Raw genomic sequence first — 25289 nt, forward strand, 5'->3', positions numbered from 1 at the left:
CGCTACAGCGGCCTCGCGCTGAGCCTCAGACAACGAGCTACTCGCATACATGAACTGCTCCTCGGAAGTTAGATTTCTAGTCCAACTTTCGGGGAGCAGTTCATGGTGCCGGGCCCCTTCTTGGTGAGCTCTACGGCGCTGCGACGGGCTCCGGTTGCTCCGTAGCTGGTACTGCACCCTTGGGGCGGGGCCGCGCCCAGCGATCCATGACGGGCTTCTCCACGAGAGCGTAGAGGGCCCAACCGCCCAGGAGGGTCGCGACGAAGAACCCGGTGATCACGAGCAGCGCCATCGGGGTGTCGTACACCTGGTCGCCGAGAAGGATGCGTCCGTAGAAGATGACGACTCCCTGGCAGAGGTAGAACCCGAAGGAAATGTTGCCGAGCCAGACCATCACCGGTGAGGCGAGGAAAGTCTTGCGACCTGCGATGTCGCCGGCGGCGACAGTGCAGATGATGGCCGCTATCGGGATGATCGTCGCCACGTTGAAGCTGTAGACGAAGGGGACCACCATCGCGAGAGCATACCCGGCGACGCAGATCAGCAAAGCCTGCCACATCTTGAGCGGGATCCACCGCTTGTCGAGCACGATCATTGCCAGGATGGAGCCGAGGATGAACTCGAACAACCGTGACGGCGGAAAGATGTAGCCGAACCAGAACTGGGTGACCGAGACCGGGGTGAGAGGCGAGACCGGAGTGGCTGGAATCAGGTAGGTGGTCACCAGCTGAACGGCAATCATTGCTCCCACCATGACCCAGGCCCACACCCACAGCCTGTTACCCGGGATGCGGCGCAGCGGGATCATGATGAGAGGGAACAGCATGTAGAACAGCAGTTCGCTGTTCAGAGTCCAGGACGGTGGGTTGACCGCGACATAGACAGCGCCGTCCGGGAAGAAGGAATTGACGAGGAACAGGTTGGAGATGATGCCCGTCGGCGTGTTGATCGCCGCGGCGAAGAGGATCATCGACAGCACCCACATGACGAGGTGGTTGGGGAATATTTTCAGCAGCCGGCGGCGCCAGAAACGCGTCGTCTGTTCGCCCGGCTTGTACGACCAAGCAAGCAGGAATCCGCTGAGCACGAAGAAGAACGAGACTCCCACGTACCCTGCCTTGCTCACGAGCATCTCGAGGAACGAGCCGAGTTCCTGGTCGGCGAACGGGTTGATGGGGTCGTTTGGCGGGATGGGTGAGTTCGAGAGCGTGATGTGGAAGCAGAAGACGAGCAGCGCTGCGAAGAATCGCAGGCCGGTGAGCGAGGGCAGTTTGCTCAGGCCAGCCCTGGGTGGGCTGCTCGCCCCGGTCGTCGCGGTCGTCGCGGTCATGGCCGGGCTTCGGGAAGCTCGATGCCGAGGCTGTGGGTGAAGAAGTTGGTCGGGTCCCACGCCTGTTTGGCCCGCTGGAGGCGCGGGTAGTTCGACTTGAAGTACAGTTCCTGCCACCCGGTCCCGGAGCGGTTGCGGGCCGGGTCCGCCATGTCGACGTCGGGGTAGTTGATGTAGCACCCGTCGAGCTGCTCGTTCGGTACGGGCACTCCCCCGGTGGCTGCGAACATCCCTTCGAAGGTGTCCCGCTCCCACCCGAGGTAGCAGTCGTCCTCGGACTCGTCGGGCCAGAAGGTCTGGAGGCAGAGCTTGAAGGCTGATCGCCGCTGCACGTTCGCCGTCGCGTCCGGGGCGACGGCGTTGACCTGACCGCCGAAAGAGAACAGTACGAGCATCGTGTTCGGGTTGGTGAAGTCCGGACGGCTCATCTGGCGGTAGAGCACGCCGATCTGGTCGTCGGTGAAGCGCCGGTTGAGATAGGAGGATTTGTGCGCGCCGCGGCTCGTCGGGTTCGTGATGACCGGGTTATCTGTCCCTACTAGCCGCGTCGCTTGCAGCCAGGGGATCTCCCTCGTTGTGAAGAAGTCAGGCATCGCAGGCAGTTCCCCGGTAGGCGTGTCCAGAGGTTCCGGAGTCACTGCGACCTCGTCCAGGATGGCGGCCACGTAGCGGTCAATGACACCCTTCGCGTCGGGGCTTGCCGCGTCGATCTGGGTGAACATACCCATGTTCGCGTTCGCCTTCGAGCTGACGTTGAAAAGGCTGCTCAGGTGGGACTCGGGGGTGCCGGGCTCGCGGTACTTCTCGTGCCAGGCGCCGAAGTTCGTGATCAGCCTGCGAAACTTCACCTCGTCGAGCTGGTCCCAGGGAATCGAGATGGCACTGACGAGGACCGTCGCTGGTGCGTTGATGAGCTGGTCCGACGGGTTGGATCCGGATGCGCCCGGAGAACGGAACCAGTATTTGGTCACGATCCCCCAGTTGCCGCCGCCGCCGCCGGTGTGAGCCCACCAGAGCTCATTCAGGGCGCCTTTGTCGTCCCTGGAGGCTACGGTGGTCTTGGTCTTGCCGTCAGCTGCGACGGTGACAACTTCGACCGCGTACAGGTGGTCTGTCACCAGCCCGTGGGAACGCGACAGCAAGCCGTAGCCGCCGCCGGCGATATGTCCGCCCGCACCCACGCTGTAGCAGATGCCACCGGGTATCGTGACACCCCAGTTCTTGTAAAGGGTCTCGTAGACGTTCATCAATCGGGCTCCGGGCTCGACGACGAACGCGCGCATCTTCTTGTCGTAGTAGACGGCGTTCATGGGCGACACATCGAGGATCACCTCAATGCTCGGGTTGCACACGAAGTCGGCGAAGCAGTGCCCGCCGCTGCGCACGGACACCTTCTTGCCCGTGCTGACCGCGTCCCGAACGGCGCTCTCGGCGTCCCTGGTGCTGGTGATCAGCCGCACGTACTCGGGTCGGGCGACAAACCGCTGGTTGTTGCCTGTCATCAAATCCCGATAGCGCGAGTCCGATGGCCCGATGATCGACCCGTCGGGTGTGGCCGGTCCCGTGGCGGCGTTAGCCGCGGAAGCGCCGGCTGTCTCGAACACGGCAAGTGACCCAACGGCTGCCGCGGTGGCTGATCCGCCGAGGAAATGTCTCCTGCCGAGGCCTGCCTTTTCCGTGGCTTTGTCCTTGGTTCTCATCGCTGATGGCCTCCTTGTCGTGTCAGGTTGGGGTGCAGGGTGATCTCTGCTTTCGGTGCCACGAAATAGTGCTGGACGGAGTAGGAGATGGTGGCGAAATCGTCGATGCCGCGGGAACCGAAGTCACCAGCGACTATGCGCGCGATGGATTCGCCCGAGACTTTCCACTTCAGGAACAGGCCCTTTTGCAGGTCGACCGCCTTGTAGTAGTACGCGCCCTGCCAAGGATTTGGTCCGCGAAGTCCGATGAGGAACTCGTCATCGCCGTCACCGTCGAAGTCCCGGCACATGACCGTGTGGCCTGGGCCTTCGCCGTTCTCGTTCGGGTCCCCGTAGATGTCCAGGAGGTGGCGCGTCCAGCCGGCGGCCTCCTCTTCACCGCCGCTGCGGGTGTAGACGGCCACCGTGTTGCCATGGAAGGGTTCGATCGCTGCGACGTAGGCAAGCGGGTCATCGCCCACACGACCGCCGTCCACATCCCCGCTGCCCTTGAATGTGGTCAGCTCGAACTGGGATTCCTCGCCGTCGCCGATGTGCTCGTACTTCCAGGTGTTCGAGTCCTCTTCGTAGTAGAGCCAGGTAACGCCTTCATCTGATGCCATCAGGATGGAGTCCAGTGCTGATCCTGGGATCAGATTGGTTTTCCGTGCGACGCCGTGGATCATCCTGAAGTCGGTGTCGGAGATGATCTCCTTGTCCCACTCGGTCCGCGGGTCATCCGGTTCGGTGAAGAGAACCACGGGAAGCACCGCGTGAACGTCCTCGACCGCAACGATGGGGAACCCGATGACCTGGGTACGGTCCGTCCTGGTGAAGTGGCCGACGCGGAGGCGGTGCATCCCAATGGCACGTCCGATGTGATGACGTTTCCACGGCGCTGTGTCCTCTGCATCCTTGCCCGGGTTCTCGATCCAGTCGATCTTGCCGCCTTCAGGATCTGCGTGGTGGATTGTGCCGCCGGGCCCGTACAGCTGGTAGCAGACGACCAAGTCGTCGGTGCCGTTGCCGGTGATGTCCCCGAAGTCCATGCCGACCGGCTCTTTGATCTTGTCGATGATCAAGCGCTTCTCCCAGGTCGGGTTCTTGTACCAGTAGATTTCCCCGAGGGATAGGCCGTAGCCGACGAGGTCCGGACGACCGTCCCCGTCAATGTCAGCCGCCTCGAGCCAGTACCCGTCCCGCAGGAAATCGGTGACTGTCTCGCTGCCGAAGAGTGGTTCCGTGATGTCCAGGCTTGGGATCGTGGGGCCTGCTATTGCTGGTGTTGTCATGGCGGTACCTTTCGTGGGTCAGCCGACGGCTGTCGGTGAGAGTGAGGAAGAAGGGGTGGGGGTATTGGTGCCACGGGCCCGTCGGGCAGCCGCCAGGATCAGTGCCAGCGCGACGGCGGCCAGGCCCGCACCGACCCAGACGGGTGACACGTATCCGAAGCCGGCAGCGATAGTCACCCCGCCTAGGTAGGCGCCGATCGCGTTTCCGAGGTTGAAGGCCGAGATGTTGACACCCGAAGCGAGGGTGGGTGCCTGGCTCGCGAAGGACAGAACCCGCATCTGCATGCCTGGCACCGCCGCAAAACCGACCGCGCCGAGGAGGAATACTGCGACAGCTGCAAACCACGGGTTGTGGATGGCTACGGTGAAGGCAAGCAGTACGACCGTCAGACCGGACAGCAAGGTGATGAGCGTCTTGTCGAGATTCAAGTCCGCAGCTCGTCCCCCGCCGATGTTGCCGACAAAGAGCCCCGTACCGAACAGGACGAGCATCCACGGGACGGCCGAGGGCGAGAAGCCGGCGAGGTCGATGAGCATCGGTGCGATGTAGGTGAAGGACCCGAACATGGCGCCGAAGCCGAAGACGGTGACAAGGATGGACAGCCACACCTGGCCGCTGGTGAAGGCCCGCAGCTCGCGTCGCAGGCTTCCAGCGGCCCGGTACTCGGCAGCGCGCTGAGGTATGAGTGCGACCAGTCCGATGAAGGCGACAACGCCGATGGCGGTAATGGCCCAAAAGGTCGACCTCCACCCGTAACTCTGTCCGAGGAAGGTTCCCAGTGGAACTCCCAGCACGTTCGCGATGGTGAGCCCCGCGAACATGAGCGAGATGGCTCGCGCCCTTCGGTCGGGGGTGACAAGGGTCGACGCAAGAACTGCGCCGATGCCGAAGAAGGCGCCGTGACAGAGAGCTGCCACGATGCGTCCGGCCATCATGACCGCGTACGTGTCGGCGACGGCCGAGATCAGGTTGCCTGCGATGAACAGGACCATGAGGGCACACAGCACGCTTTTTGGCTTGAGCGATGCCGTCGCCGCGGTCACGAAAATTCCGCCGACCGCGACACTGAGCGCGTAGCCCGAAACGAGATAGCCGGCGACCGGGATGCTGACGTCGAAGTCTGCTGCTACTTCCGGTAGTAGTCCAAGGATGACGAATTCGGTAAGGCCGATGCCGAAGCCGCCCAGTGCAAGGGCAAAAAGTCCGAGGGGCATGGGGTCTTCCTTCTTGGGGCAGGCAGCGGTTGCCCCTGCCTGCCCCGGTAGTGGATCAGGCGAAGACGGGCATGCTCTCAGCGCCGGGCACGAAGGGCATGACCGCGGGACCGATTTTGAAGAAGTGCGCGGTCGCAGCGATGGTCCGTTCGGTCGCCCGGCCATCGCCGTATGGGTTGATCGCGCCCGCCATATCGCGGTAGGCGACGGGATCGTTGAGGAGCCGGGAGACTTCAGCGACGATCTGCCCGCGGTTGCGGCTGACAAGACGGGAGCTTCCCGTCAAGATGGACTCGCACCGCTCGGTGATGTCCCGCAGGACCAGGGTCGGCTTGCCCAGGGCGGGCCCCTCTTCCTCGGCGCCGGAACTGTCCGAGAGGATGATGTCACTCCGACGGAGCAGCCGGCAGAAACTCAGGTAGGGCAGTGGATCGACGAGGTTGATGTTTGGGATACCCGAGAGAATGGGGAGCATGATCTCGCGTACCCGCGGGTTCAGGTGCAGGGGGACCACGATGCGCACGTCGTTTCGAGCCGCGATGTCCGCCAGAGCTTCGGCAATCTCCCTCATCGGCTGACCGATGGTTTCGCGACGGTGCGTCGTGGCGAGGATGACGCGACGCGGATCGTCGTCGAGGTCATTGAGGACTTCCGCCCCGTAGGTGTGAAGGTTCTGCATACCCCACTGCAAAGCGTCGACAATGGTATTGCCGGTGACGACGATGGAGCTCTCGCGGATCCCCTCGCGAATGAGGTTGGCGCTGTTCCCGGGAGTCGGGGCGAGATGCAGTGCGGCGATCTGGGCGACGAGCTTCCGGTTGGCTTCCTCGGGGAACGGTGAATAGTTGTTGCCGCTGCGCAGGCCGGCCTCCACATGGATGATCGGTACGGAGCGGTGCAGGGCCGCGAGGGCCCCGGCCAGCGTGGAGGCTGTGTCGCCGTGCACCATGACCGCGTCCAGTCCCTCCATGTGGTCCCCGGCGCATAGTCCCTCGAGCATGCGGTGTGTGACCTGCGAGAGGGTCTGCTTATCCCTCATGACCCCGAGCTCGACGTCGGGGGTGATGCGGAATTCCTGAAGAGTGTTGTCGAGCATCTCGCGGTGCTGTCCGGTCGAAATGAGGACGGGCCGGAAACGAGGGTCGTCGATGAGGGAGTGAATGATGGGTGCGAACTTGACCGCTTCCGGACGTGTGCCGAAGACGACTCCGATGGTTTTCATGATGATCTCCTTGGGGCATGGGTGATGGCGGCGCCGGGATGGCCGGCGCTGGCAGAAGCTGGAGAGTGCGGAGCGCTTAGATCTGGTGGTATTCGAGGGCGAGCCAGATGCAGTCTGTGTCTGCTTTGTACTGGTGCCAGGGGTAGAGAAAGCCGGCGGGCTGTTGGGTGCAGAAGGGGACTGGGTTAGTGGCACCTGGAGCCAGAATCTGGTCCTCGTACAGCGCTGTCTGGTCTTTCGCGGTGAACTTTTGCATGCGGCCGATACCCGAAATCTGGGTGTGGATTTCGATGAAGGGATGCTCGTTGTGGATGCCGCAGTCAGTGCCGGCGGGGCTGAACCACAGATTGGCTTTGAGCTCGAAGTCCCCGACGCCGAGCCCGGGAGAGTGCAACGCCTGGGCCTTATCGATCTCGACCGCACCGAGGCTTTGCTGAACGGACTTGAGCAGAACTGGATGGTCCTCCCCTGGTCCGTAGAAATCAGTCCAGCCCAGGTTGCGTGCTAAATGCTCCTGCTCAGGGATGTCCTGCACAGAGAAGACCCCTAGGAGGTGCCCCGAGACGCGGCCATCGACGAGGATCGTTGAGCTGAACGGGGGAAGGGCGCTTGACTGCTGTGCACCTACCCAGGCGTCAGAGGCTGACATGTTGACGACGATATTCCGGCCGGGAATGACGTAATCCGTGACGGATCGCAGGATTTCTGCGTAGGCAAGTGGGCTGGAAAAGGACAGCAATTCCTGTGTTGACGCTTGCATGGGGTACCCCTGAAGATGTCGACAGTGAATGATCCGCGGCCGAAGTCGGACGACGGCAACAAAAAAGCGGGACACCGAGGCGAGTGGCGACACCGGTGTTCCGCTGGGCCAAGTATCAACAGGGGAAGGCAAATCTAGCCACGCCCTGTCAGTGATAGGCAGAGCAGGGACAGGTGGGAAGCGGTCGGCGCAGCAAGACTGGTTCAATGACCCTTGACCTGCTCGCGCACCTGTCTGCACCCGAACCACATCGATGTGCGGTCCGCTTCTATGACAGGACGATTCAGGTAGCTGACGGTCAACACATCCGGGTCAGGGTCTATGAGCCGGAGGATGTTGCCGGGATTACGCTCGTGTGGGCGCATGGTGGCAGCTGGACGCGGGGCTCGATCGATGACTGGCACGACGCTTGCCTGCAGCTCGCGACACTGGGGCGAGCACGGCTCGTGAGCGTCGGTTACCGGCTGGCACCAAAGTGGCAGCATCCGACCGCGGTGATGGACATCTCGTGCGCCATCCGCTGGAGCGATACACAATTTGGTGGTGCCACCTACGTCGGCGGAGACAGTGCGGGAGGAACACTGGCAGCTGGTGCCGCCCTTTTCGCTCGAGACAGCGGGTTCGGTCTCGCCGGGCAGATCCTGGCGTATCCACCGCTCGATCCAGCTTGCACATCCCCGTCCTACCACCAACCCGAGCAACCATTTCCTCCGCATTCAATGCTGATGCACGCCTGGCGACAGTACGTAGGAACCGACGGGACGCTACCCAGATCGAAGTACCTCACCCCGATCCATGAAGAGCACCTAGCCGGCGTCTGCCGTACAGCGCTGCTCGTTGGCCCTTCCGATCCTGTGTTCGACGATGTCCGTGCCTTGGCAAAGAAGCTCCGTGATGCGGCCGTTAGCGTTTCCCTCTGTGAGGACCCATGGGTCTTCCACGGCCAGTTCCTCAGTACCTCGGCGCGCGCCAATCCTGTTCACCAGTGGGTGCAGTTGGAGCTCAAACGCATGGGTCTCGACCTGGCCACCAACAAGACACCCGAAACGAGCACACCATGACTCATGCCCCGGTCCGCATCGAACAGCCCGCGTACACCCATTCACTTCGGCGACATTTTGCCGACCTGCGAGACGGCACCCATGGTGGCGCCGTCACGAGGCGGGACAAGGAAGAGCTCTTCTTCGAAGCAGTGGATTTACTCCGCCCCTACGCACTACAGGTCCTTAAGGAGATGAACGAAGCAATGCTCCTCGGACAAGGGATCGTGAAGGACTCTGGCACCGCGCAGACGCTAGATGGGCCACTTCGCTCCTGGACACTGTCATGGGAGGAGCAAAGGTCCCTCGCCCTTCCGCCAGTGAGCCTGCATGCCTACTACGGGCGAGGTTTCCATCACCCGCACTTGCGCGGGGGCACAGTGCGGGAGTGGCCTATGAATGTCTTCACCGCCCAGCACGCTGCGGAAGAGGTACCGCTCCTGCGATCTATAGCCTCCGCGGACCTCCACAATCTCGTCTTCATGGCCGATTTCACCATCGTGCCCGCCTGCGCCCCCGGCACAACCTATCCGACGCGATGAGGCTTTCCGTCCTCGACCAATCCCCCGTAGCGGCGGGCCTCCGTCCGGCCGAAGCCCTCAGGGAGACCATCAGGCTCGCACGAGCGACCGAGGCAATGGGCTATCACCGATTCTGGGTTGCTGAACACCACGCCTCGCCTGGCTTCGCTGGAACAACTCCTGAGCTGCTTGCCATGGCCGTTCTCGACGCCACTGGTCGCATGCGAGTCGGGACGGGCGGCGTCCTACTGGCACAGCACGATCCACGGCGGATCAGCGAATCATTTGATATCCTTGCGGCACTTCATCCCGGCCGTGTCGACCTCGGCGTCGGTCGGGCGGGCACTGCCGACCCCGACATGTTCACCGACAAGCTCGTACAGCTACACAAGAGCCTGCATCTAATGCCCGACGACGAGAGCCGTACCGACTTGAACTTCTGGCTCCTCGGCGCAGGGAGAGGATCCGCTCCTCTGGCCGCCACCCTCGGCGCAGGCTACGCACATGCCCACTTCCTGAACGCGACAAGTGGCCGGCCTGCAATCCTGCAGTATGCATCCACTTTCGCCCCAACGAATCACCGTGCACACCCAGAAGGGCTGGGAGCCGTTCGAGTGATCACCGCACCAACTTCCGACGAAGCAGATCGCCTTGCAGACTCTGTGCGGTTATGGCGCGCGCGCAAGGACCTTGGATTGGACCAACCATTCCCCAACTGCACCGACAGTGTGATCTCGGGCTGGTCTGAACAGGAACTGTCTCATCGTGCGGACCACGACCAGAGAATGATCGTTGGTGAACCAGTAACAGTCGTCAAACAGCTGAAGAGGTTGTCGAGACAAATGGGGGTGGACGAGTTGATGATTTCCACTCCGCTCCCCCGATTTGACGACCGAATTCGCTCCTTCGAGCTTATTGAGCAGGCCATGCACGAGGTATTCACGTCAGGCATCGATAGTTATACCTCTAGCGGTCGCACAGCCCTGACGTCGGAGTCGACGAGCAATCTCTAGCCAGCTCTGGGGGCTAGCGACGTCCCACTAGAGGCTAGTCGAACGTCAGGATGACCGAAGGGTTGGACACATACCCTTGGCTCTAGGTCGTGTTTCGGTCGTTCAATCATCCTTCTACCCTGCTGGTGGTACTCCCGTACACCCAAAGACGCCCATAATTTATTGCAATGACTCTGCCGCGGTAAGACGCAGCGCTTGGACTGAAGGTCCGCTACGCCCTACGGTCGTCTAGAGCTGGGATCGAGTCGGGCCCAAGCCGCGTCGCTAGCGCGATTGCTCTGCGGTAAGCACCTGGTACTGGGGGTTGCCGGCGAGGAATGAGTACGCCATGGCGCATCTCGGTACGAGGCGCAGACGCCGCTTGTGGGCGTTGAGAACCACGTGGCGCATCAGCGTCGCGTCGACGCCCTGGCCGCGTAAATCTAGTTGCTCCGCACCGTCGAAAAGAACGACTCGTCCGCCGTCCATCGTGTACCTCACATATGCGGCAAGAGCGCCGTCGACGAACAGCTCGAACCGGCTGTTCAGGGCGTTATTGCGGAACGCTTCTCGAGTCTTGGCTTGGCCCTGGGTCTGGGTGCCGCGTTCGGTGGCCTGACGCGCCCGGTGCTCGAGTTCTTCGACGAGCATCTCGTAGTGGTCCACAGCACCGTAGGGCGGGTAACTGGAATCCAGGAGCCTGTACGCCTGGTTCACCATGACCCGCAGCTGCCTGGTCGGCAGTTCTTCGAGGTCATCGGCGGACAGCTGCTCATCGAGCACTGCGGTGTCAGGCTCATGCGTTTGGGCTGCGTTGCCGGCGGTTAAGGAGAGCACGTCGTCGAGCAGGGCATCCGATACATCGGGTGTTGAGGTGAGGATGGGGGCGATCTGGCCTGGGTGCAAGAAATGCATCATTGCGACTCCTGTGCTTGTCAGAAACCACGGCCTTTGGCTGGACCCCGGTCTGCTGAATGGTATCGAGGACGCGTCAAGATAACAAAGTCAGCGAGCTTAGGGTTCAGACCCAGATCTCCATCTGAACCTGCGCGGCGAGCCGCCGGAGGACCTGCATATCGTCGTCGCTGAAGGCACGGGGCTGGTCGTCCATGAGGCACAGAGTCCCGATACGCCACCCACCGGAAGTGCAGACCGGATGGCCGGCGTAGAAGCGGACTTGTGGGCCCCCGGTAACGAGGGGATGATCTCGCCAATCCGGATGGACGCTGGCGTCATTGATGACCAGGGTTCGGTCGTATTTGATCGTCGTCCCGCAGAGGGAAAGGTCCCGCGGCATGTCCTCACCGAGGGGCCCGGTGACGGACTTGATGATCTGGGCGTCCTCGGTGATCAGGGCGATGGAGGCCGAGCTGATCCCGAAGTGGTCCCTCGCTTGCCGGGTGAGCCTGTCGAAGCGCTCCTCAGCCCCGGTCTCGAGCAACCCCGACTCGTGCAACGCCTGAAGGCGCCGGAACTCGGTCTCATCCAGATCAGGGTCTTCGGCCGCTGCAGCAGCTTCCAGGGAGGCAGGAACGTTCTTGCTCGTGTCGGTCATCGCGCTGGCGGTGAGGTCCCCAGCCGGCGGGGCCGTGAAGTCGAATTCCTCGGGCGAGATGACCAGGGTGCGCAGGTAGTCGCTGTACCCGGAGGACGTTGTGGCGTCGTGGTTGCTGTAGTGGGCTCCGTCGACCATGGAACCGGTGCTGTCCAGCAATTCGTTGATGGCGTGGGCGAGCAAGTCGCGGTCCTGCACGGGAAGCATCGTGACTCCAGCGAGGTACCCCTCGATCTCGATCTCATCCGCATTTCCATCCAGGGCGAAGTACGACAGGAAGATGTCGATGTCGCCCAGATCGGCTGCACGCACGGTTTGGATCGCGCTCCACTGCTGCACGTATTCACTCAGCACGTCCATACCTCCACAGACTCATTCGCCCATCGACCTTAAGGCCGGGCCGCGGGCCAGTGTTCTCAAATCCCATCACGTTCCAACCCCTCTGCGCCAGGTGCGAGGGAACAGATGCGTGAGGTAGACACCCGGCCTCGGATGGCTGCACTGCTCGTCGCAGCCACACTCCCCGACTCATAGGGCAGGCGTGTGCAGGGAGATGAGCATTTCGCCGAGCGTCCTGATCCTGGCGGCGCTATCCGGGTCGATGCCAACGCCGGAAACGATGGCCCCCTGCAGGATGACCAGCCAGCAGTACGCGAAATCATCAGGGTCAGTGAGGCCCATGAGGGTCGCGGCGTCCCTGACATTGGTCCGGGTTTCCTCGATATATGCGAGGCTCGCCGCACCAAGCGGCTGTCCCGGGCCGTTCTCGAGCAGCGCCCTGATGTAGGGGCACCCGGTGAAGCCCGGGGTGTGGAACCACTCGTCGAAGATCTCGAAGATCGCCATCAACTGATCCCGCGGCGTATCCGCCCGGCGTTGGGACTCCGCAGTGAGGTAGCCGACCGTGAACACGCTTTCACGTCGCTCGAAGAAGGCCAGGACGAGGTCGTCCTTGGACGGGAAGTGACTGTAGAACGAGGCCTTGGCAACGCCAGCGGCAGCGATGATCTCGTTGACACCGACCGCCCGGACCCCCCGAGCTAAAAACAGGTCATAGGAACTGGTCAGGATGCGCTCTCGCGCACCAGTCTGGGCTTGCACTGCTGTCTCCATGGAACTCCTCGCAGGCGATATTCATAACCCAGCTTAGGGTAGACAGACCGGTCTGTATGTGGAATAAGCTCGGCACCCTGATTGTTCCCCCAACAGTCAGCCAGCGAAGAAGGGATTGAACCCTGCTTCGCGGCGCCGGCACCAACGGCCTGCCTCTGGGCGGACCCACGTGCCGGCGCCACCTACTTGCCTATCGAGGCAACTTCTCGATGGTGGCTTGCGGAGGATGGAGCGCACACCCATGTCGACATCTGCCCCACACTCACGATTCGAGCTCCAACCCTTTCAGAACAATGTGCTCCTTGAACGGCAGCGGCGCCGCACTAACAGCCGGGCCGGTCAGGGTGCACGGGTTCATTGGGCTGTCATCTGATGCTGGTACCGTCGCCCCGATGGATGCTCTTCTACCTGAACAACACACTGCCGTCGCCGCTGACCTCTCCGGCCGGTCCGGCTTCGACGAGCAGTTCCTGGGCGAGCATGTGCCCGTACCGTCGCTGGACGGCATTGAGACGGTCCTACTCCCGTACACCCACTTCTCGGTCCTGATGCGCCCCGACAAGCGCCTGGCCGCCGTCACAGCCCTTGGGATCGATGGTGCGAAGCTCATGGGCCTGGACCGGGACGGCATCGACTGGAGACTGGATCCACGGTTGCCCGAGGACCAGCAGACCGGGGAACGGGTCTACGCACGCAACGACATCGACCGCGGCCACCTGCTACGCCGTGCCTCAGCCGTCTGGGGTGACACCCGCGACGAGGCCGCGCAAGCGAACGAAAACACCTTCTACTACACGAACGCCGCACCGCAGGCGGCGAAGTTCAACCAGGGCCTGGATCTCTGGCTGGGCCTGGAATCGTATCTGGTGGAGAATGCCGCGGACAACGGCTGTCGGCTGATCGTCTTCACCGGCCCCATCTTCAGCGACATCGACCCCGTGTACCGCGGCGTGGAAATCCCGCTGAAATTCTTCAAGGTCGCCGTGTTCCTCCTGGCAGGCTCCCTGGCCGCGACCGGCTACGTGGTGGACCAAACACCTCAGCTGACAGACCTGCCGGACGTACCGCAACCAGGAGCAATCGATGATGGAGATGCTCCCCCGCTCGGGCCGTTCAGGACGTTCCAGGTGCCCATCGGGGACATCGCCGAACTGACCGGACTGGAATTGTCGCAACTGATCGCGGTGGACCGCATGCCGATTGCCTCCGCGCTGCGCAGCGCCTCGATAACCTCTGCCTGGCGCGAACTCATCAGCCCGGAGTGCCTGGACCTGGACTTCGAGCTCAAGGACTAAGCAGGACGGTCCGAGGGTTCTCATACTTCCTTCATCACGCCCACCTATGCTGGATCGCTCAGGAGACGAGCAGCGTCTTCCTCAACCGATAGGAGTCACACATGGGCTTGTTCAGTGGACGAAGCAGGGGCGCCCTCGCGGCGAAGGCCATCAGCCTGATCCGCAACAATCCGGGCAAGGTGATGAACGGCATCGTCAAGGCTGGTGACTTCGCCAACAAGAGAACTCACGGGAAGTACTCGCACCAGATCACCGGAGTCCAGTCGAAAGCGGCCAAGGCTATCGACAGTGTCGCCAGGAAGAACGGCCCCGGTGGCACCAGCAGTATCGATCCGACCTACCGTCCCAAGTAACACCAGTCGGACCTGCTCGTCGCGCCACCAGCGGTCGGTCTTGGCTGAATCAGGATCGAAGCCTCATTCAGCGTCTTTGGCATCGGCGAAGCCTTCCTTCTCCTCCATCGTCAGCTGGGTCGCCCGGCCGGCCCGCCGTGTGCGTCGCTGCGCCGGCACTCGGTTGGTGCTGGCGGCGGACAGTTCCGTGTGGTCCTGGGAGCCATTTATTTGATGAACCTTGGGTCGGATGACAATCGACTCTGTTCCCCTCTGGCGACGCCACTGCACCGGACCTGTACCGTTCGATGAGTGAAAAAGAGTCGAATGAAGAGGATCGACCGGGTGCTTCGGCAGTCGATGTCCGACGCCACCCCTGTCGCCATACGCCGATCAGTTGAACGGCACGAGACCCAGCAGGGCGTCGTCCTTGCACTGAGCGACGAGTGGGCGCTCTTTGCCAACCTCAACGATGCCGTCATACTCGACGGCTACGACGTCGTTCGCCGGGCAGAGATCATCCGTGCCTGGCACAAGCCACTCTTCGCCGACTACCTGACCCGCCACAACGTGTGGCCGCCGACGGCGCCGCCAGGAATCGATCTGACCGATACCCGCACTGTCATCGTGTCGACCTCCGTGTCGACCGTGGCCTCCATTGCCTGCGAGGAGAAGCATCCCCAGAAGCTGCTGATCGGCTTCGTCGCTCAGTGGCGGAAGAAGAGTCTGTGGCTGCGCACGATCGACACCGACTGCCAGTGGGAGGACTTCGATGTGAAGCTTCGTCTGAAGGACATCACCCAGGTCAGTTTCGGCAGCGCGTACGAGAGAGCCGTCCTCGAGGTGGCCGGCCCGTTCAAGTCCCGGAATTCCGAGGGTGCATTTCCCGCGGGTGCCTGATCAAGCTCCTCGCTTCGGGACATTCGTGCGGCTCTTCCCGACAAATGCGGACAAGCCGATCTGGCTTCTCGACAGCCCTGTCCCGCTAGCCGGCTCACGGTTCACGGTTCGCGGTTCACGGTTCACGGCAGAACGTCGTAGACAGATCAGGACCGGATGCGACGAAGGAACAGCCTGGCCTATTTTGGCTGGAGCGAAGCGAGAGGACCACTCAGAGCGCGGACGGTGACTAGGCTCGGTGGGCGTGTACGGGGCAGTAGTAGCGGCCGACGTCGACGGTAATCGTCCGGTACACCCAGCCCTTGGGTAGGGGCTGACCCTCATCAAGAAGTTTGGTGGTGGCGCGGCAGATACAGCACTGCGCCAGGGCGGGCCTATCCACGCTCTGGTATGGGCTGGTCGAGGCGTACCCGGACTTCACGCGAAGGCAGCTGCAGCACCGTCGCAATCTCATCCCAGGCCCCGCTCTCATTGCGGGCGAGTCTGACAGCGGCCACCATCTCGCGTTCCGCGCGCTCGAGCTTTACCTGGTGGCCCTCCAGGAGATCACGCCATCCCTCGATGAGCCACCCCCGCCCAAACATGTCCTCGTCATCGGACAACTCAAAACAGTCACCAAGGAGCCGATAAGAGTTGAGCATCCTGGCCTCATCGGGCGTGAGGCCGTCGAAATCACCGGTGTCATTCGGGCCGGCGTAGGGCGGGTTCCTCATTGTGCGACTCCTCATGCTCCGATTGGCTGGAAAAGGTTCGCCCGGGGTACAACTATGGGGAAGGTCCGGCCGCCTACGTGTTTCCCCCATTCACGTAGTCCGCTGGGCCTTCACTCATCTGGGAAAGATCCTGCCGGTGGTGCCTTGTGGCCTTTACCGTACTTCTCTGCCAGCTCGGCCCGGCTGTAGGTCTGAACAGAGTCCTTCCACTTGGCTGGCGGCTGAAACTGTTGGATAAGCTCTCCGGCGGACAGCAACAAAAGATCCAACTCGGGTGACAATCATGAACGAGCCCGAGCTGTTGATCCTGGGCTTGATCAGGCCGGCGTTTGACCGAGGCGATTGGTGATGGCGATCAACTGCTCGCGGAGAACCAGGCCGGCGACAGCTCCGGGGGTGACCCCACCGCGGAACACTCCTGATCTGAGGCACCACCGGTTGTTGTCCTGTTGACTAAGAGGTCCATCCTTACCTCCGCTCAACGTGCGCTCTAAGTGTGGTCTGGGTGCGGTCATCCTTGCGCTCGACAGCCCGCCGCACTACCCGCCGGACAGTGCACTGAAGAGACAGGGCGCACACTAGGGGTACCTAGCTGTTATCGGACGCGGCACGCGAGAATCTCACTACGGCACCGCAGCAACCCGACATAGGAGTATCACCATGAACACCAGCAGCACCTCACCCAAACCAGTCATCGTCGGATACGACGGCTCCGACGGATCCCAGCGGGCCATGCGTTGGGCGGCCCGGCATGCCTCAGCAACCAAGGCCCCCCTGCTCGTCGTCCACTGCTCGACATGGCCGCTCTTCACCCACAACCTCGGCCCGGTGGAGGGCATCAAGGACAGCGGTTTGCAGCACGAAGCTGAAAAGTCGCTTGCTGAAGGTTGCGAGCTCGCCGCACAGGCTGCGCCCCATCTCGAGATCACACAACGCCTTCTCACCGGCTTCCCGGCCGAGGTACTGACCAAACTCTCGGCAGAGGCCTCGTTGCTCGTCACGGGAACCCGGGGGCTGGGTGGTTTCGCAGGATTGCTCGTGGGGTCCGTCAGCCTGCACCTGGCAGCTGGCGCATCCTGCCCGATCATGATCGTGCGCGAAGACCAGCCCGACCAGGACAAGGTCCTGGTCGCCGTGGATGGATCACCCGAAAGCGACCGCGCAGTACTTCAAGCCGCGGACCTGGCAGAAACCCTGAACCAGCCCCTCCACCTTCTTCACGTACTCCCTCACCGCCGGCACCTGAAGGACGCCGCCGTCGACGCCGAGCGCGACCCCATCATCCAGCAATCCTTCAACCTGCTGCCGACCGACACGAAACTCACCATCACTGAGGAAACCACCACGGCCACCTCGACACCGAAAGCGATCATCGAACGAGCCCGCACCGCATCCTGCGTCGTGCTCGGAGCCAAAGGCCGCAACACTCTCGGCGCCCGACTCGGATCCACAGTCCACGCCGTCCTGCACCACACCAAGGGCAACGTCATCGTCGTACGCTGATACACCCCTTCTGCGATGTGTCCGGTCAGTCGAAGGCCGCACTGTTACTCGCTCCTGGGTGTGAGAGGGGCCTGTGCAGCAGGACAAGTCAGCTTCGGTCCTCGGCACCCTGGTCGGTGACGCGGAGAACCTGCGCGAGAATCTCCTCGCCTACTTCAACGCGTTCTCCGACAACCTCCGTGACATCTTCACCAAGTACAAGATCGAGGACCGCGTCGAGGAACTGGAGGACAGCAACCTCCTCCTGCTAGTCCTTCAAAGGTTTGCTGGGGTCGATCTCCACCCCGCGCGGCAGGACCACGCAAGGCACCTAGACTGGCGGACGGGCCCAGCCACCAGGACGGGCCGGTGGAGTGAGGACGGACATGCGATGACGGTGCTGATAGCGGGCTGCGGGGACCTGGGCACCGAAGTGGGGCTGCGGCTGGCCGCTCGCGGAGAGCGGGTGATCGGATGGCGCCGCTCACCCGGACGCATCCCCGAAGGCATCGAGGGAAGAGCCGCCGACTTGACGCAGCCGCTGCCACCGATCCCGCAGGACACCGACGTCGTCGTCATCGCGACCGCCGCCGGTGACCGGAGCGAGGCCGCTTACCGCAGTGCGTACGTCGACGCCACCCGCAACGTACTGGATGCCCTCGAGCGCGACGGCGTGACGCCCCGGCGCATCCTCTTCGTCTCTTCGACGGCGGTCTACGGCGATGCAGACGGCGGTTGGGTCACCGAACAGACACCCGCGGAGAGTGCCGCACCAACGGCTCGTCTGATCAGGGAGGCCGAGGAAGTGCTCCTGGGCCGGACGGACCGCGGTACGGTCCTCCGACTCTCCGGCATCTACGGGCCCGGCCGCACACGCCTGATCGACCAGGTGACTGGGGGAAGCGCCGTCCTGCCGTCCGAACCGCAGTGGACCAACCGCATCCATCGCGACGACGCCGCCGCCGCGATCGTGCACCTCGTGCTGGACGTCCATGCACCCGCTCCGATCTACCTCGGCAGTGACGAATTACCCGTGGACCTCGGCGAGGTGCTGCAGTTCCTGGCCGCCGAGCTCGACCTGCCGGAGCCGCCGCGCGGTGTGACGTCGTCCAGCCGGGGTGGGGCCCGCCGCGTGGACAGCGGCCTGCTGCGGTCCACCGGTTTCGCCTTCTCCTACCCGACCTACCGGGAGGGCTACCGGGCGGTGCTGGCAGGAACGGGCGTCAGGCACCCGTAGTCGGGCCGGCGGGGCGCAGGACCTTGGCCTGAGCCGTCAGCCGACCGAGCCGCAGGAGCGACCAGACGAGGATGCTGACCACGAGCAGGTTGCGCAGGGTGAGCAGGACGGCGACGGCGGGATCGAGGTCGTAGCGCAGGGCGTCGTAGAAGATCGGGTACACGAGGGTGGTCAGGGCGGCGGTCGCCAGCATCGCGAAAGCCGGGTAGCGCCACTCGGACGCGCGGTCGAGCACGAGGCCCACGGCGATCACCGCCGTGATCCACAGCATGAACTGCGGGGAGCCCACCTTGTTGAACACCACGAGGGTGCTCACGAGCGCCAGCGATCCCGTGGCCAGCAGCGCTCCGGCCGGCGCGCCACGGTGCAGGGCGATCGCGAGGAAGGCCGCGACCAGCAGCACGGACAGGACGAGCAACGGGGTCATGAGGTCCCCGACCAGCCCGCTCAGCGCGCCCCGGACCTCCATGGTGTTGATGACCTCGTCCTCGAAGAAGTAGGCGCCGGAGGTTCCCGTGATCGCCTGCCAGACTCCCGGCGTGCTGAGCGGCGCCTCGAGCTGCATGCCCCGGGCACCCTGCGCGCTGAGGAAGCCGGTGAGGTTGCGGATGTCGCCGAAGACCGCGACCACGACGGTGATCCCCGCGCTCACCGCGACACCTGCGCCGACGATGCGCAGCCTCCCCTGCCGGACCACGACGAGCGCGGCGAGCACGATGGCGGCCGGCCACACCTTCATCCAGGTGGCGGCGCTCAGCACGAGGGACGCGACGAAGGGACGCGCGGCGACCAGGAGGAGCGCGGTGATGACGAGCGGCGCCGTCAGGCCGTCGATCCTGCCGACCGCGACGGGCCCGAGGAGTGCGGTGGCTGAGAGCCACCAGTAGGCGGCGGTGAACGACGACGCGGTGCCCCGCCGGACCAGCGCCGCGGTGCCGAGCGCGTTCAGCCCGGCGAAGAGGACGAACCAGGCCAGCTGGTAGAGGTAGGGCCCGAACGCGCTGGCGAGCACCATCGGCACGAGTGCTCCCACGGGGTAGACCCACGCCGTATCGATACCCTCCCAGACGCCGTCGTCCAGGGCACTGTAGGCCCACTCGCGGTAGAAGCGGATGTCGCTGAGCACTCCCCCACCGATGATGAACGGGAGCAGCCGTGCGAGGAAGCCCGCGTGGATGATCGCGAAGAACACCCAGACCGAGGACGCGGTGTTCCGGGTCTCCGGACGGGGCAGGCGGATGCGCACGGGTTGCTCCTGGTCAGCGGGGTGGCGGCAGCGGCAAGTCTCTCACCCCCCGCGGCGCCCACGCCAATTCCACCGGGTGCCGGAACCTCAGCCGCCGTCCGCGCGAAGACCCAGCTGCTGGGCGATCCGACCCACTGCGTACCCGAACAGCGCATCAGTATCCGCGAAGGTGCCCGCACCGTATTGCCCGAAGACCTCGAACGAGACGGCTCCGAAGAGTGCGGACCACGCCTGGACCGTCGCCGCGACCAGGGTGTCGGGAGTAGCAAGGGACAGCTGATCCCGGATCGCCTGGAAATCCGCCTCCAGCCCGGCCGGCACGGTTCCACCGGCTTCTTCGAGCTCCCCTGACTGCCAGGCGTCGTCCATGATGCGCGCGAGGAGTGTGATGACACGGGTCCCCTGGGCGGTGGTCCGCTCCGCCGGTGCCGCGTACCCCGGCACGGGGCTGCCGTAGAGCAGCGCATAGCGTGATGGCTCGCGTACCGCCCAGGCCCGCACGGCCAGGGCGAGCGCGGTGAAACGGTCACCGGCGCCGGCTCCGGCGGCCTCCACGGCGGCGTCCACCTGGTCCCCGAGTTCCGTGTAGGCGTCGACGACGAGGAGCGTGAGCAGCTCGTCGCGGTTGGCGACGTAGCGGTAGATGGCCGACGACACGACACCCAGCTCGCGGGCGACGGCACGCAGAGAAAGTGCGGCCGCCCCTACCTCGACGAGCTGCTGACGCCCGATGCGGGTGATGTCCTCGAGGGTCTGTTCGCGGGCACGTTCCCGAGGGGTTCCTGGCATGGGGCCACTTTCGCACCTTTGTGAGAGCACCGTCAACTTATGAGAGCACCGCTCTTGACAGGGGCGCGGACGAGGGTCATCGTTGGTCGAGAGAGCACTGCTCTCGCTTCTCCGTCCCTCCACCGAAAGGCACCATCATGACCCTCTACGTCGTCACAGGAGCAGGACCCGTCGGCTGGACCGTCGCCGAGCAGCTTGCGCAGAGCGGCAATACCGTGCGCATCCTGACCCGGTCCGGCACCGGGCCGGACCATCCCGATATCGAGAAGCTGCGCATCGACGCCTCCGACCCCGTGGCCCTTGCCTTCGCCGTGCAGGGAGCGGCCGCGATCTTCCACTGCATCCACGGCAGCGCCTACAGCGCGGCCGCCTGGCAGCGCGAACTCCTGGCGGCGGAAGCCGTGGTCCTCGAGGCCGACACCGGGAGGGCGCCGTCGTCGTGTTCCCTGAGAGCCTCTACTCCTACAGCCGCCCGGACGCCATCATGACCGAGGACAGCGAACGGTCCGCCGACGGCGGCAAGCGCGGAGTCCGCACGCAGCTGCTCGCCGCGCGGGCGGCATCACCCACCGACACGATCTCCGTGGTTGCATCCGACTTCTACGGCCCCCGGGTCAGGACAGCGCACGCCGGCGACCGCATGGTGCCGGCAGTCCTGAAGGGATCGCCGATCCAGCTCATCGGCAGCCCCGACGCACCCCACTCCTTCACCTACATCCCCGATCTGGCCGCTGCCATGATCGCCGCCACGCATCTACCGCGGACGTCGAACCGCGTCCTGCACGCTCCGACGCTTCCGGCCCTGTCCCAGCGCGCCCTCGTGTCGGCCCTTGCCGAGGACGCCGGCGTGGTTGCACCCAGGCTCACCGGCATGCCGGGCTGGCTGGTGCGGGCCCTCGGCCTGGTCCTGCCCTCCATGCGCGAACTCGCGGAACTCGCCTACCAGTTCGAACGCCCGTTCGTCATGGACTCCTCCGCCTCCGAGGCACTCCTGACACTGACTCCGACGCCCTTGGACGAGGCCGTCACCCGGACGGTCCGGTGGTGGCGGGCCGAGCTGGCCACGGCTCAGGCCAACGCCGTGTCTGATCAGCGGCTGGTGCCGGACGGGACATAGCCCAGCGCCTTGTCGACGACGCCCGGCAGCGGCTCCCCCGCCATCCACAGCAGGAAGTTCCGCTCGAACTGCGCGGCGAGGTCATCGAGCCAGGAGTCGGCGTTGCTCGCCATGTGCGGTGTCACCAGCACCGATGGCAGTGACCACAGGGGATGTCCGGGAGGCAACGGCTCGACGACGAACGTATCGAGCACGGCGCCGGCGAGCCTCCTGCCGGTCAGGCTGCGCACGAGGGCTTCCTCGTCCACGAGCCGGCCGCGGCCCGCGTTGATGAGGACCGCAGAGGATGGAAGGGCGTCGATGACACGTGCGTCCACGAGGTTCTCGGTGGCCGGGGTCAGTGGCGCCACGAGGATCAGCCAGTCGACATCACCGACCACGCCCGCCAGGTCCGCCGACGCGTGCACCCGCCCGAAGTCGTCGTCGTGCTCCCTGGGGGTGCGTCCGGCACCCTCGACGTGCACGCCGACGGCTCGCAGCAACCGGGCCGTGTGGCGGCCGATACTGCCCGTCCCGACGACGAGGGCCCTGGTGCCGGCGATGTTCCTGCCCTCGCGCCAGCCCCACAGGCCCTCGTACTGCTGGTCCCGCAGGGGACCGAAGCCCTTCGCGGCGTGCAGCATCGCGCCGAGCACGTACTCGGCCATCGGCTGGTCGAAGATGCCGTGCGCGTTGGTCACGACGACGTCGGAGGCCACCAGTTCGGGGAACAGGAGCTTGTCGACGCCGGCCGCCGCGACGTGCAGCCAGCGCAGCGACCCGGCCGCGTGCCACGCCGCGGGGAGGGCGCCGGAGAAGTAGTCCCACAGGTAGAGCACGTCGGCACCGGCGAGAGCCTGACCGAGGTCGGGCGCACGGGTGATGCGTACCTCGGCGAGCCCGGCGACGCGCTCGAGGCCGCGCACGGCACGGGTTCCCTCCAGCACCGCGACCACGGGACGCCTAGGCACCGGGCTGCTCCGTGCGGTGGCCTACCGGCCCTGCCTCGGGCACCGCGGCGTCGTCGGGCGGAGATCCGTTCGGAGTGCCACCGGCCCGCACACTGGCCGGTACCGCGTCCGGATCACCCGAAGCGACACCGGTCTCCGGTCTGTTCTCGATCGACTGGTCGCGCAGGTACCGCAGCACCACGATCGCGACAGCCGTCGTCGGGACCGCGAGGAAAGCGCCGATGATGCCGAACAGCGTGCCGCCGGCCGTGACGGATGCCAGCACGACGGCAGGGTGGATCTCGAGGGTCCGTCCCACGAGCAGGGGCTGGATGAAATTGCTCTCGAGCTGCTGCACCAGGACCACGAGCCCCAGCACGGCGAGCGCACTCACCCAGCCGTAGGCGAGGAAGGCGACGAGCGTCGCGACGAGGCCGGACACGATGGCCCCGACCACCGGGATGAACGCCGAGAAGAAGACGAGGACGGCCAGCGGGAAGGCGAGCGGGATGTCCATCAGTGCCAGGCCCAGTCCGATGAAGACGGCGTCGACGAAGGCCACGGCGGCCTGCGCGAGGATGTAGGAGGAGAGCGCCTTCCAGGTTCCGCCGGCGATCATGGAGGCGTGCCCGTAGGCGGTGGAGTTCGTCCACCGCGACGCCCACGGCATGAAGCGGTCGCCGTCCTTCAGGCAGAAGAACGTGAAGACGAGGGCCAGCAGCACGACGACGGTGCCCGAGGTCAGTCCGCTCAGGCCCGTGGTGATACCGGAGACGACGTTGCCGACATTGGCCTGGAGCTGCGCGAGGGCCGTGTCCACGATGGTGTCGAGGTTCGCCGCCTCGAAGTTCAGCGGCGGACCGGCCGCGAACTCGGCAAGATCGGCCACGTTGTCCCGGGCAAGGCCCGAAAGCTCCGTGATCCCGCTCCCTATCGCCGGGATGGTCAGTGCACCGATCCCCACGACGACCCCGATGAATCCGAGGAGCGTCACCACGGCGGCTAGGACCTTCGGGAGTGCGCGCCGCAGGAACCGGTTCACCGGCCAGAGCACCGAGGCGAGCAGCAGGGCGAGGAGCGTGGGCAGGACGATGGACCAGAGCGCCTTCGTCAGGTACCAGAGGACCACCAGTCCCGCGAGGACGATGATGCTCCGGCCCGTCCACGCCGCGCTCACCTTCAGGCCGTCGGCGAAGGCGTGCGGCCGGAAGCGCCGCGCGACGGAGGACCCGTGCGACTCGCGCACACGGGCCACGGGCGTAGGCCTCCACCGCCGCCGGGCCGGGCTACGGGAGTCAGGCGTGGTGGCGTCCGTGCTGGTGGCGTCCGTGCTGGTGGAATCTGCGTCTGTCACGTAGCCATCCTGCCCTAGTCGCGAGCGCGCGGGCAGGACGTGGCGGACGACGGCACTCCTTGCACCGGCCCCTCGCCTCCCTCGTCCGTGCAGGCGGCCCGGACTAGGGTGGGAGGAAACCCCCGACGCCAGCAAAGGTGACCCATGCGTTACGTGAAACTCGGATCCACAGGCCTCGACATCTCCCCTCTCGCCCTCGGTTGCATGAGCTATGGCACGCCGGATCGCGGCAACCATGCATGGACCCTGCCGGAGGAGGAGAGCCGGCCGCTCATCAAGGCCGCCGTGGACGCCGGGATCAACTTCTTTGACACGGCGAACGTCTACTCGGACGGCTCGAGTGAGGAGATCGTCGGGCGCGCGCTGGCCGAGTTCACGCGCCGCGAGGACACCGTGATCGCCACGAAGGTCCATGGGCGCATGCACGAGGGACCCAACGGCGCCGGGCTGTCCCGCAAGGCGATCATGGCGGAACTGGACAACAGCCTCCGTCGGCTCGGCACCGACTACGTGGACCTCTACCAGATCCACCGGTTCGATCCGGCGACGCCGCTGGAGGAGACCCTCGAGGCCCTGCACGACGTCGTGAAGGCGGGGAAGGTCCGCTACCTCGGTGCGTCCTCGATGTATGCGTGGCAGTTCTCGAAGGCGCTGTACCTGCAGCGCATCAACGGCTGGACCCGCTTCGTGACCATGCAGGACCACTACAACCTGATCAATCGCGAGGAGGAGCGCGAGATGTACGGTCTGTGCGCGGACCAGGGCATCGGCGTCCTGCCGTGGAGTCCCCTCGCGCGCGGCAAGCTCGCGCGTCCGTGGGACGAGACCACGTCGCGCTCCGGGTCGGACCAGTTCGGGAAGACCCTCTACGGCACCTTCGACTCGGACCGCCGCGTCTCGGATGCCGTCGGCGCCGTGGCCGACTCCCGTGGGGTGACGCGGGCCCAGGTGGCCCTCGCCTGGGTATCACGCAACCCCGTCGTGTCCGCGCCGATCGTCGGCGTGGGCAAACCGCATCACCTCGAGGACGCCCTCGCCTCGCTCGAACTGGACCTGTCCGAGGACGAGGTGCGCGCCCTCGAGGAGCACTACGTGCCCCACGCGATCGTCGGGTTCTGACAGTGGCGCTCACGCGGTTCGCCTTTCACGCCGGTGGCCGGGTGGCCTTCTACCGGA

25 protein-coding genes are annotated in these 25289 nt (G+C 64.6%); 11 read left to right on the top strand and 14 right to left on the bottom strand.

Annotated elements, in window-relative coordinates; all coding sequences use genetic code 11:
* Positions 1–130: 130 nt before the first annotated feature.
* The 6 genes from D6T63_RS13350 to D6T63_RS13375 all read right to left on the bottom strand — a co-directional run bounded on the left by D6T63_RS13350 (position 131) and on the right by D6T63_RS13375 (position 7498).
* On the bottom strand, positions 131–1330 hold the full coding sequence (locus tag D6T63_RS13350) for an acyltransferase family protein (RefSeq protein ID WP_120149558.1): 1200 nt from the start codon (positions 1328–1330) through the stop codon (positions 131–133).
* Positions 1327–3030 (bottom strand): FAD-dependent oxidoreductase, encoded by a 1704-nt coding sequence (locus tag D6T63_RS13355; protein ID WP_120149559.1) that lies wholly within the window; start codon positions 3028–3030, stop codon positions 1327–1329. Before D6T63_RS13355 ends, D6T63_RS13350 begins: the two co-directional genes overlap by 4 nt.
* A complete protein-coding gene (locus D6T63_RS13360) occupies positions 3027–4301 on the bottom strand; it encodes an FG-GAP repeat domain-containing protein (protein WP_120149560.1) in 1275 nt (424 codons plus the stop codon). The genes D6T63_RS13355 and D6T63_RS13360 overlap by 4 nt, the downstream gene beginning before the upstream one ends.
* A gap of 18 nt (positions 4302–4319) precedes the next feature.
* Positions 4320–5516 carry an MFS transporter gene (locus D6T63_RS13365; RefSeq protein WP_120149561.1) on the bottom strand — a complete coding sequence of 399 codons (1197 nt, stop codon included), beginning with the start codon at positions 5514–5516 and terminating at the stop codon, positions 4320–4322.
* A 55-nt stretch (positions 5517–5571) separates the two neighbouring features.
* Positions 5572–6738: a non-hydrolyzing UDP-N-acetylglucosamine 2-epimerase gene (wecB, locus tag D6T63_RS13370; RefSeq protein ID WP_120149562.1), complete on the bottom strand. Its 1167-nt coding sequence runs from the start codon at positions 6736–6738 to the stop codon at positions 5572–5574.
* A 76-nt stretch (positions 6739–6814) separates the two neighbouring features.
* Positions 6815–7498, bottom strand: a complete 684-nt coding sequence (locus tag D6T63_RS13375) for a hypothetical protein (protein WP_120149563.1) — start codon at positions 7496–7498, stop codon at positions 6815–6817.
* Between the two features lie 206 nt (positions 7499–7704).
* Between D6T63_RS13375 and D6T63_RS13380 the strand changes: the two genes are divergently transcribed.
* The 3 genes from D6T63_RS13380 (at position 7705) to D6T63_RS13390 (ending at position 10072) form a co-directional block, all read left to right on the top strand.
* Positions 7705–8559: an alpha/beta hydrolase fold domain-containing protein gene (locus D6T63_RS13380; protein WP_120149564.1), complete on the top strand. Its 855-nt coding sequence runs from the start codon at positions 7705–7707 to the stop codon at positions 8557–8559.
* Positions 8560–8933: 374 nt separating this feature from the next.
* Positions 8934–9080 (top strand): hypothetical protein, encoded by a 147-nt coding sequence (locus D6T63_RS19810; RefSeq protein ID WP_235830750.1) that lies wholly within the window; start codon positions 8934–8936, stop codon positions 9078–9080.
* Complete coding sequence (locus D6T63_RS13390) at positions 9077–10072, top strand: LLM class flavin-dependent oxidoreductase (protein ID WP_120149566.1); 996 nt, start codon at positions 9077–9079, stop codon at positions 10070–10072. The genes D6T63_RS19810 and D6T63_RS13390 overlap by 4 nt, the downstream gene beginning before the upstream one ends.
* A 264-nt stretch (positions 10073–10336) precedes the next feature.
* Here D6T63_RS13390 and D6T63_RS13395 read toward each other — a convergent pair whose 3' ends face one another.
* The 3 genes from D6T63_RS13395 to D6T63_RS13405 all read right to left on the bottom strand — a co-directional run bounded on the left by D6T63_RS13395 (position 10337) and on the right by D6T63_RS13405 (position 12719).
* Complete coding sequence (locus D6T63_RS13395; RefSeq protein ID WP_120149567.1) at positions 10337–10969, bottom strand: GNAT family N-acetyltransferase; 633 nt, start codon at positions 10967–10969, stop codon at positions 10337–10339.
* A 103-nt stretch (positions 10970–11072) separates the two neighbouring features.
* Positions 11073–11960, bottom strand: coding sequence for a GAF domain-containing protein (locus D6T63_RS13400; RefSeq protein ID WP_182977004.1), 888 nt, complete (start codon positions 11958–11960; stop codon positions 11073–11075).
* A gap of 174 nt (positions 11961–12134) precedes the next feature.
* A complete protein-coding gene (locus tag D6T63_RS13405; RefSeq protein ID WP_120149569.1) occupies positions 12135–12719 on the bottom strand; it encodes a TetR/AcrR family transcriptional regulator in 585 nt (194 codons plus the stop codon).
* Between the two features lie 392 nt (positions 12720–13111).
* Here D6T63_RS13405 and D6T63_RS13410 point away from each other — a divergent pair, with 392 nt between their 5' ends.
* The 3 genes from D6T63_RS13410 to D6T63_RS13420 all read left to right on the top strand — a co-directional run bounded on the left by D6T63_RS13410 (position 13112) and on the right by D6T63_RS13420 (position 15246).
* Positions 13112–14014 (top strand): DNA/RNA non-specific endonuclease, encoded by a 903-nt coding sequence (locus D6T63_RS13410; RefSeq protein WP_120149570.1) that lies wholly within the window; start codon positions 13112–13114, stop codon positions 14012–14014.
* 101 nt (positions 14015–14115) lie between these two features.
* Entirely contained in the window at positions 14116–14367 is a 252-nt protein-coding gene (locus D6T63_RS13415; protein ID WP_120149571.1) for an antitoxin, read from the top strand.
* Between the two features lie 306 nt (positions 14368–14673).
* Positions 14674–15246 (top strand): hypothetical protein, encoded by a 573-nt coding sequence (locus D6T63_RS13420; RefSeq protein WP_120149572.1) that lies wholly within the window; start codon positions 14674–14676, stop codon positions 15244–15246.
* A 374-nt stretch (positions 15247–15620) separates the two neighbouring features.
* Here D6T63_RS13420 and D6T63_RS13425 read toward each other — a convergent pair whose 3' ends face one another.
* Complete coding sequence (locus tag D6T63_RS13425; protein ID WP_120149573.1) at positions 15621–15959, bottom strand: hypothetical protein; 339 nt, start codon at positions 15957–15959, stop codon at positions 15621–15623.
* Between the two features lie 660 nt (positions 15960–16619).
* Here D6T63_RS13425 and D6T63_RS13430 point away from each other — a divergent pair.
* Complete coding sequence (locus D6T63_RS13430; RefSeq protein ID WP_120149574.1) at positions 16620–17462, top strand: universal stress protein; 843 nt, start codon at positions 16620–16622, stop codon at positions 17460–17462.
* A gap of 370 nt (positions 17463–17832) precedes the next feature.
* The gene (locus tag D6T63_RS13435; RefSeq protein WP_120149720.1) at positions 17833–18678 is read left to right on the top strand and encodes an SDR family oxidoreductase; all 846 of its coding nucleotides are present in this window, start codon (positions 17833–17835) and stop codon (positions 18676–18678) included.
* Here the strand turns inward: D6T63_RS13435 and D6T63_RS13440 are convergent.
* Positions 18665–19924, bottom strand: coding sequence for a glycosyltransferase 87 family protein (locus D6T63_RS13440; RefSeq protein WP_120149575.1), 1260 nt, complete (start codon positions 19922–19924; stop codon positions 18665–18667). The two genes, D6T63_RS13435 and D6T63_RS13440, sit on opposite strands and share 14 nt — an antisense overlap.
* A gap of 87 nt (positions 19925–20011) precedes the next feature.
* On the bottom strand, positions 20012–20713 hold the full coding sequence (locus tag D6T63_RS13445; RefSeq protein ID WP_120149576.1) for a TetR/AcrR family transcriptional regulator: 702 nt from the start codon (positions 20711–20713) through the stop codon (positions 20012–20014).
* Positions 20714–20850: 137 nt separating this feature from the next.
* Here D6T63_RS13445 and D6T63_RS20125 point away from each other — a divergent pair, with 137 nt between their 5' ends.
* Together D6T63_RS20125 and D6T63_RS13450 are read left to right on the top strand one after the other, a co-directional pair.
* A complete protein-coding gene (locus D6T63_RS20125) occupies positions 20851–21201 on the top strand; it encodes a Rossmann-fold NAD(P)-binding domain-containing protein (RefSeq protein WP_328588676.1) in 351 nt (116 codons plus the stop codon).
* The gene (locus tag D6T63_RS13450; protein ID WP_328588677.1) at positions 21153–21830 is read left to right on the top strand and encodes an NAD-dependent epimerase/dehydratase family protein; all 678 of its coding nucleotides are present in this window, start codon (positions 21153–21155) and stop codon (positions 21828–21830) included. The genes D6T63_RS20125 and D6T63_RS13450 overlap by 49 nt, the downstream gene beginning before the upstream one ends.
* Here D6T63_RS13450 and D6T63_RS13455 read toward each other — a convergent pair.
* The gene (locus D6T63_RS13455; protein WP_120149577.1) at positions 21803–22780 is read right to left on the bottom strand and encodes a D-2-hydroxyacid dehydrogenase; all 978 of its coding nucleotides are present in this window, start codon (positions 22778–22780) and stop codon (positions 21803–21805) included. The two genes, D6T63_RS13450 and D6T63_RS13455, sit on opposite strands and share 28 nt — an antisense overlap.
* Positions 22773–24113, bottom strand: a complete 1341-nt coding sequence (locus D6T63_RS13460; RefSeq protein WP_182977005.1) for an AI-2E family transporter — start codon at positions 24111–24113, stop codon at positions 22773–22775. Before D6T63_RS13460 ends, D6T63_RS13455 begins: the two co-directional genes overlap by 8 nt.
* A gap of 144 nt (positions 24114–24257) precedes the next feature.
* On the opposite strand from D6T63_RS13460, the gene D6T63_RS13465 reads away from it, so the two are divergent.
* Positions 24258–25232, top strand: a complete 975-nt coding sequence (locus D6T63_RS13465) for an aldo/keto reductase (protein ID WP_120149579.1) — start codon at positions 24258–24260, stop codon at positions 25230–25232.
* Positions 25233–25289 lie beyond the last annotated feature (57 nt).

The organism is Arthrobacter cheniae (assembly GCF_003602275.1).
Classification (GTDB): Bacteria; Actinomycetota; Actinomycetes; order Actinomycetales; family Micrococcaceae; genus Arthrobacter_D; species Arthrobacter_D cheniae.

Bases quoted from the DNA above. Each gene is read 5' to 3' on its own strand.
- D6T63_RS13465 (WP_120149579.1), top strand. From the start codon at position 24,258: ATGCGTTACGTGAAACTCGGATCCACAGGCCTCGACATCTCCCCTCTC.
- D6T63_RS13420 (WP_120149572.1), top strand. From the start codon at position 14,674: ATGAAGAGGATCGACCGGGTGCTTCGGCAGTCGATGTCCGACGCCACC.
- D6T63_RS19810 (WP_235830750.1), top strand. From the start codon at position 8,934: ATGAATGTCTTCACCGCCCAGCACGCTGCGGAAGAGGTACCGCTCCTG.
- D6T63_RS13395 (WP_120149567.1), bottom strand. From the start codon at position 10,969: ATGATGCATTTCTTGCACCCAGGCCAGATCGCCCCCATCCTCACCTCA.
- D6T63_RS13410 (WP_120149570.1), top strand. From the start codon at position 13,112: ATGGATGCTCTTCTACCTGAACAACACACTGCCGTCGCCGCTGACCTC.
- D6T63_RS13415 (WP_120149571.1), top strand. From the start codon at position 14,116: ATGGGCTTGTTCAGTGGACGAAGCAGGGGCGCCCTCGCGGCGAAGGCC.
- D6T63_RS13380 (WP_120149564.1), top strand. From the start codon at position 7,705: ATGACCCTTGACCTGCTCGCGCACCTGTCTGCACCCGAACCACATCGA.
- D6T63_RS13350 (WP_120149558.1), bottom strand. From the start codon at position 1,330: ATGACCGCGACGACCGCGACGACCGGGGCGAGCAGCCCACCCAGGGCT.
- D6T63_RS13365 (WP_120149561.1), bottom strand. From the start codon at position 5,516: ATGCCCCTCGGACTTTTTGCCCTTGCACTGGGCGGCTTCGGCATCGGC.
- D6T63_RS13445 (WP_120149576.1), bottom strand. From the start codon at position 20,713: ATGCCAGGAACCCCTCGGGAACGTGCCCGCGAACAGACCCTCGAGGAC.
- D6T63_RS13360 (WP_120149560.1), bottom strand. From the start codon at position 4,301: ATGACAACACCAGCAATAGCAGGCCCCACGATCCCAAGCCTGGACATC.
- D6T63_RS13375 (WP_120149563.1), bottom strand. From the start codon at position 7,498: ATGCAAGCGTCAACACAGGAATTGCTGTCCTTTTCCAGCCCACTTGCC.
- D6T63_RS20125 (WP_328588676.1), top strand. From the start codon at position 20,851: ATGACCCTCTACGTCGTCACAGGAGCAGGACCCGTCGGCTGGACCGTC.
- D6T63_RS13425 (WP_120149573.1), bottom strand. From the start codon at position 15,959: ATGAGGAACCCGCCCTACGCCGGCCCGAATGACACCGGTGATTTCGAC.
- wecB (WP_120149562.1), bottom strand. From the start codon at position 6,738: ATGAAAACCATCGGAGTCGTCTTCGGCACACGTCCGGAAGCGGTCAAG.
- D6T63_RS13405 (WP_120149569.1), bottom strand. From the start codon at position 12,719: ATGGAGACAGCAGTGCAAGCCCAGACTGGTGCGCGAGAGCGCATCCTG.
- D6T63_RS13435 (WP_120149720.1), top strand. From the start codon at position 17,833: ATGACGGTGCTGATAGCGGGCTGCGGGGACCTGGGCACCGAAGTGGGG.
- D6T63_RS13390 (WP_120149566.1), top strand. From the start codon at position 9,077: ATGAGGCTTTCCGTCCTCGACCAATCCCCCGTAGCGGCGGGCCTCCGT.
- D6T63_RS13355 (WP_120149559.1), bottom strand. From the start codon at position 3,030: ATGAGAACCAAGGACAAAGCCACGGAAAAGGCAGGCCTCGGCAGGAGA.
- D6T63_RS13430 (WP_120149574.1), top strand. From the start codon at position 16,620: ATGAACACCAGCAGCACCTCACCCAAACCAGTCATCGTCGGATACGAC.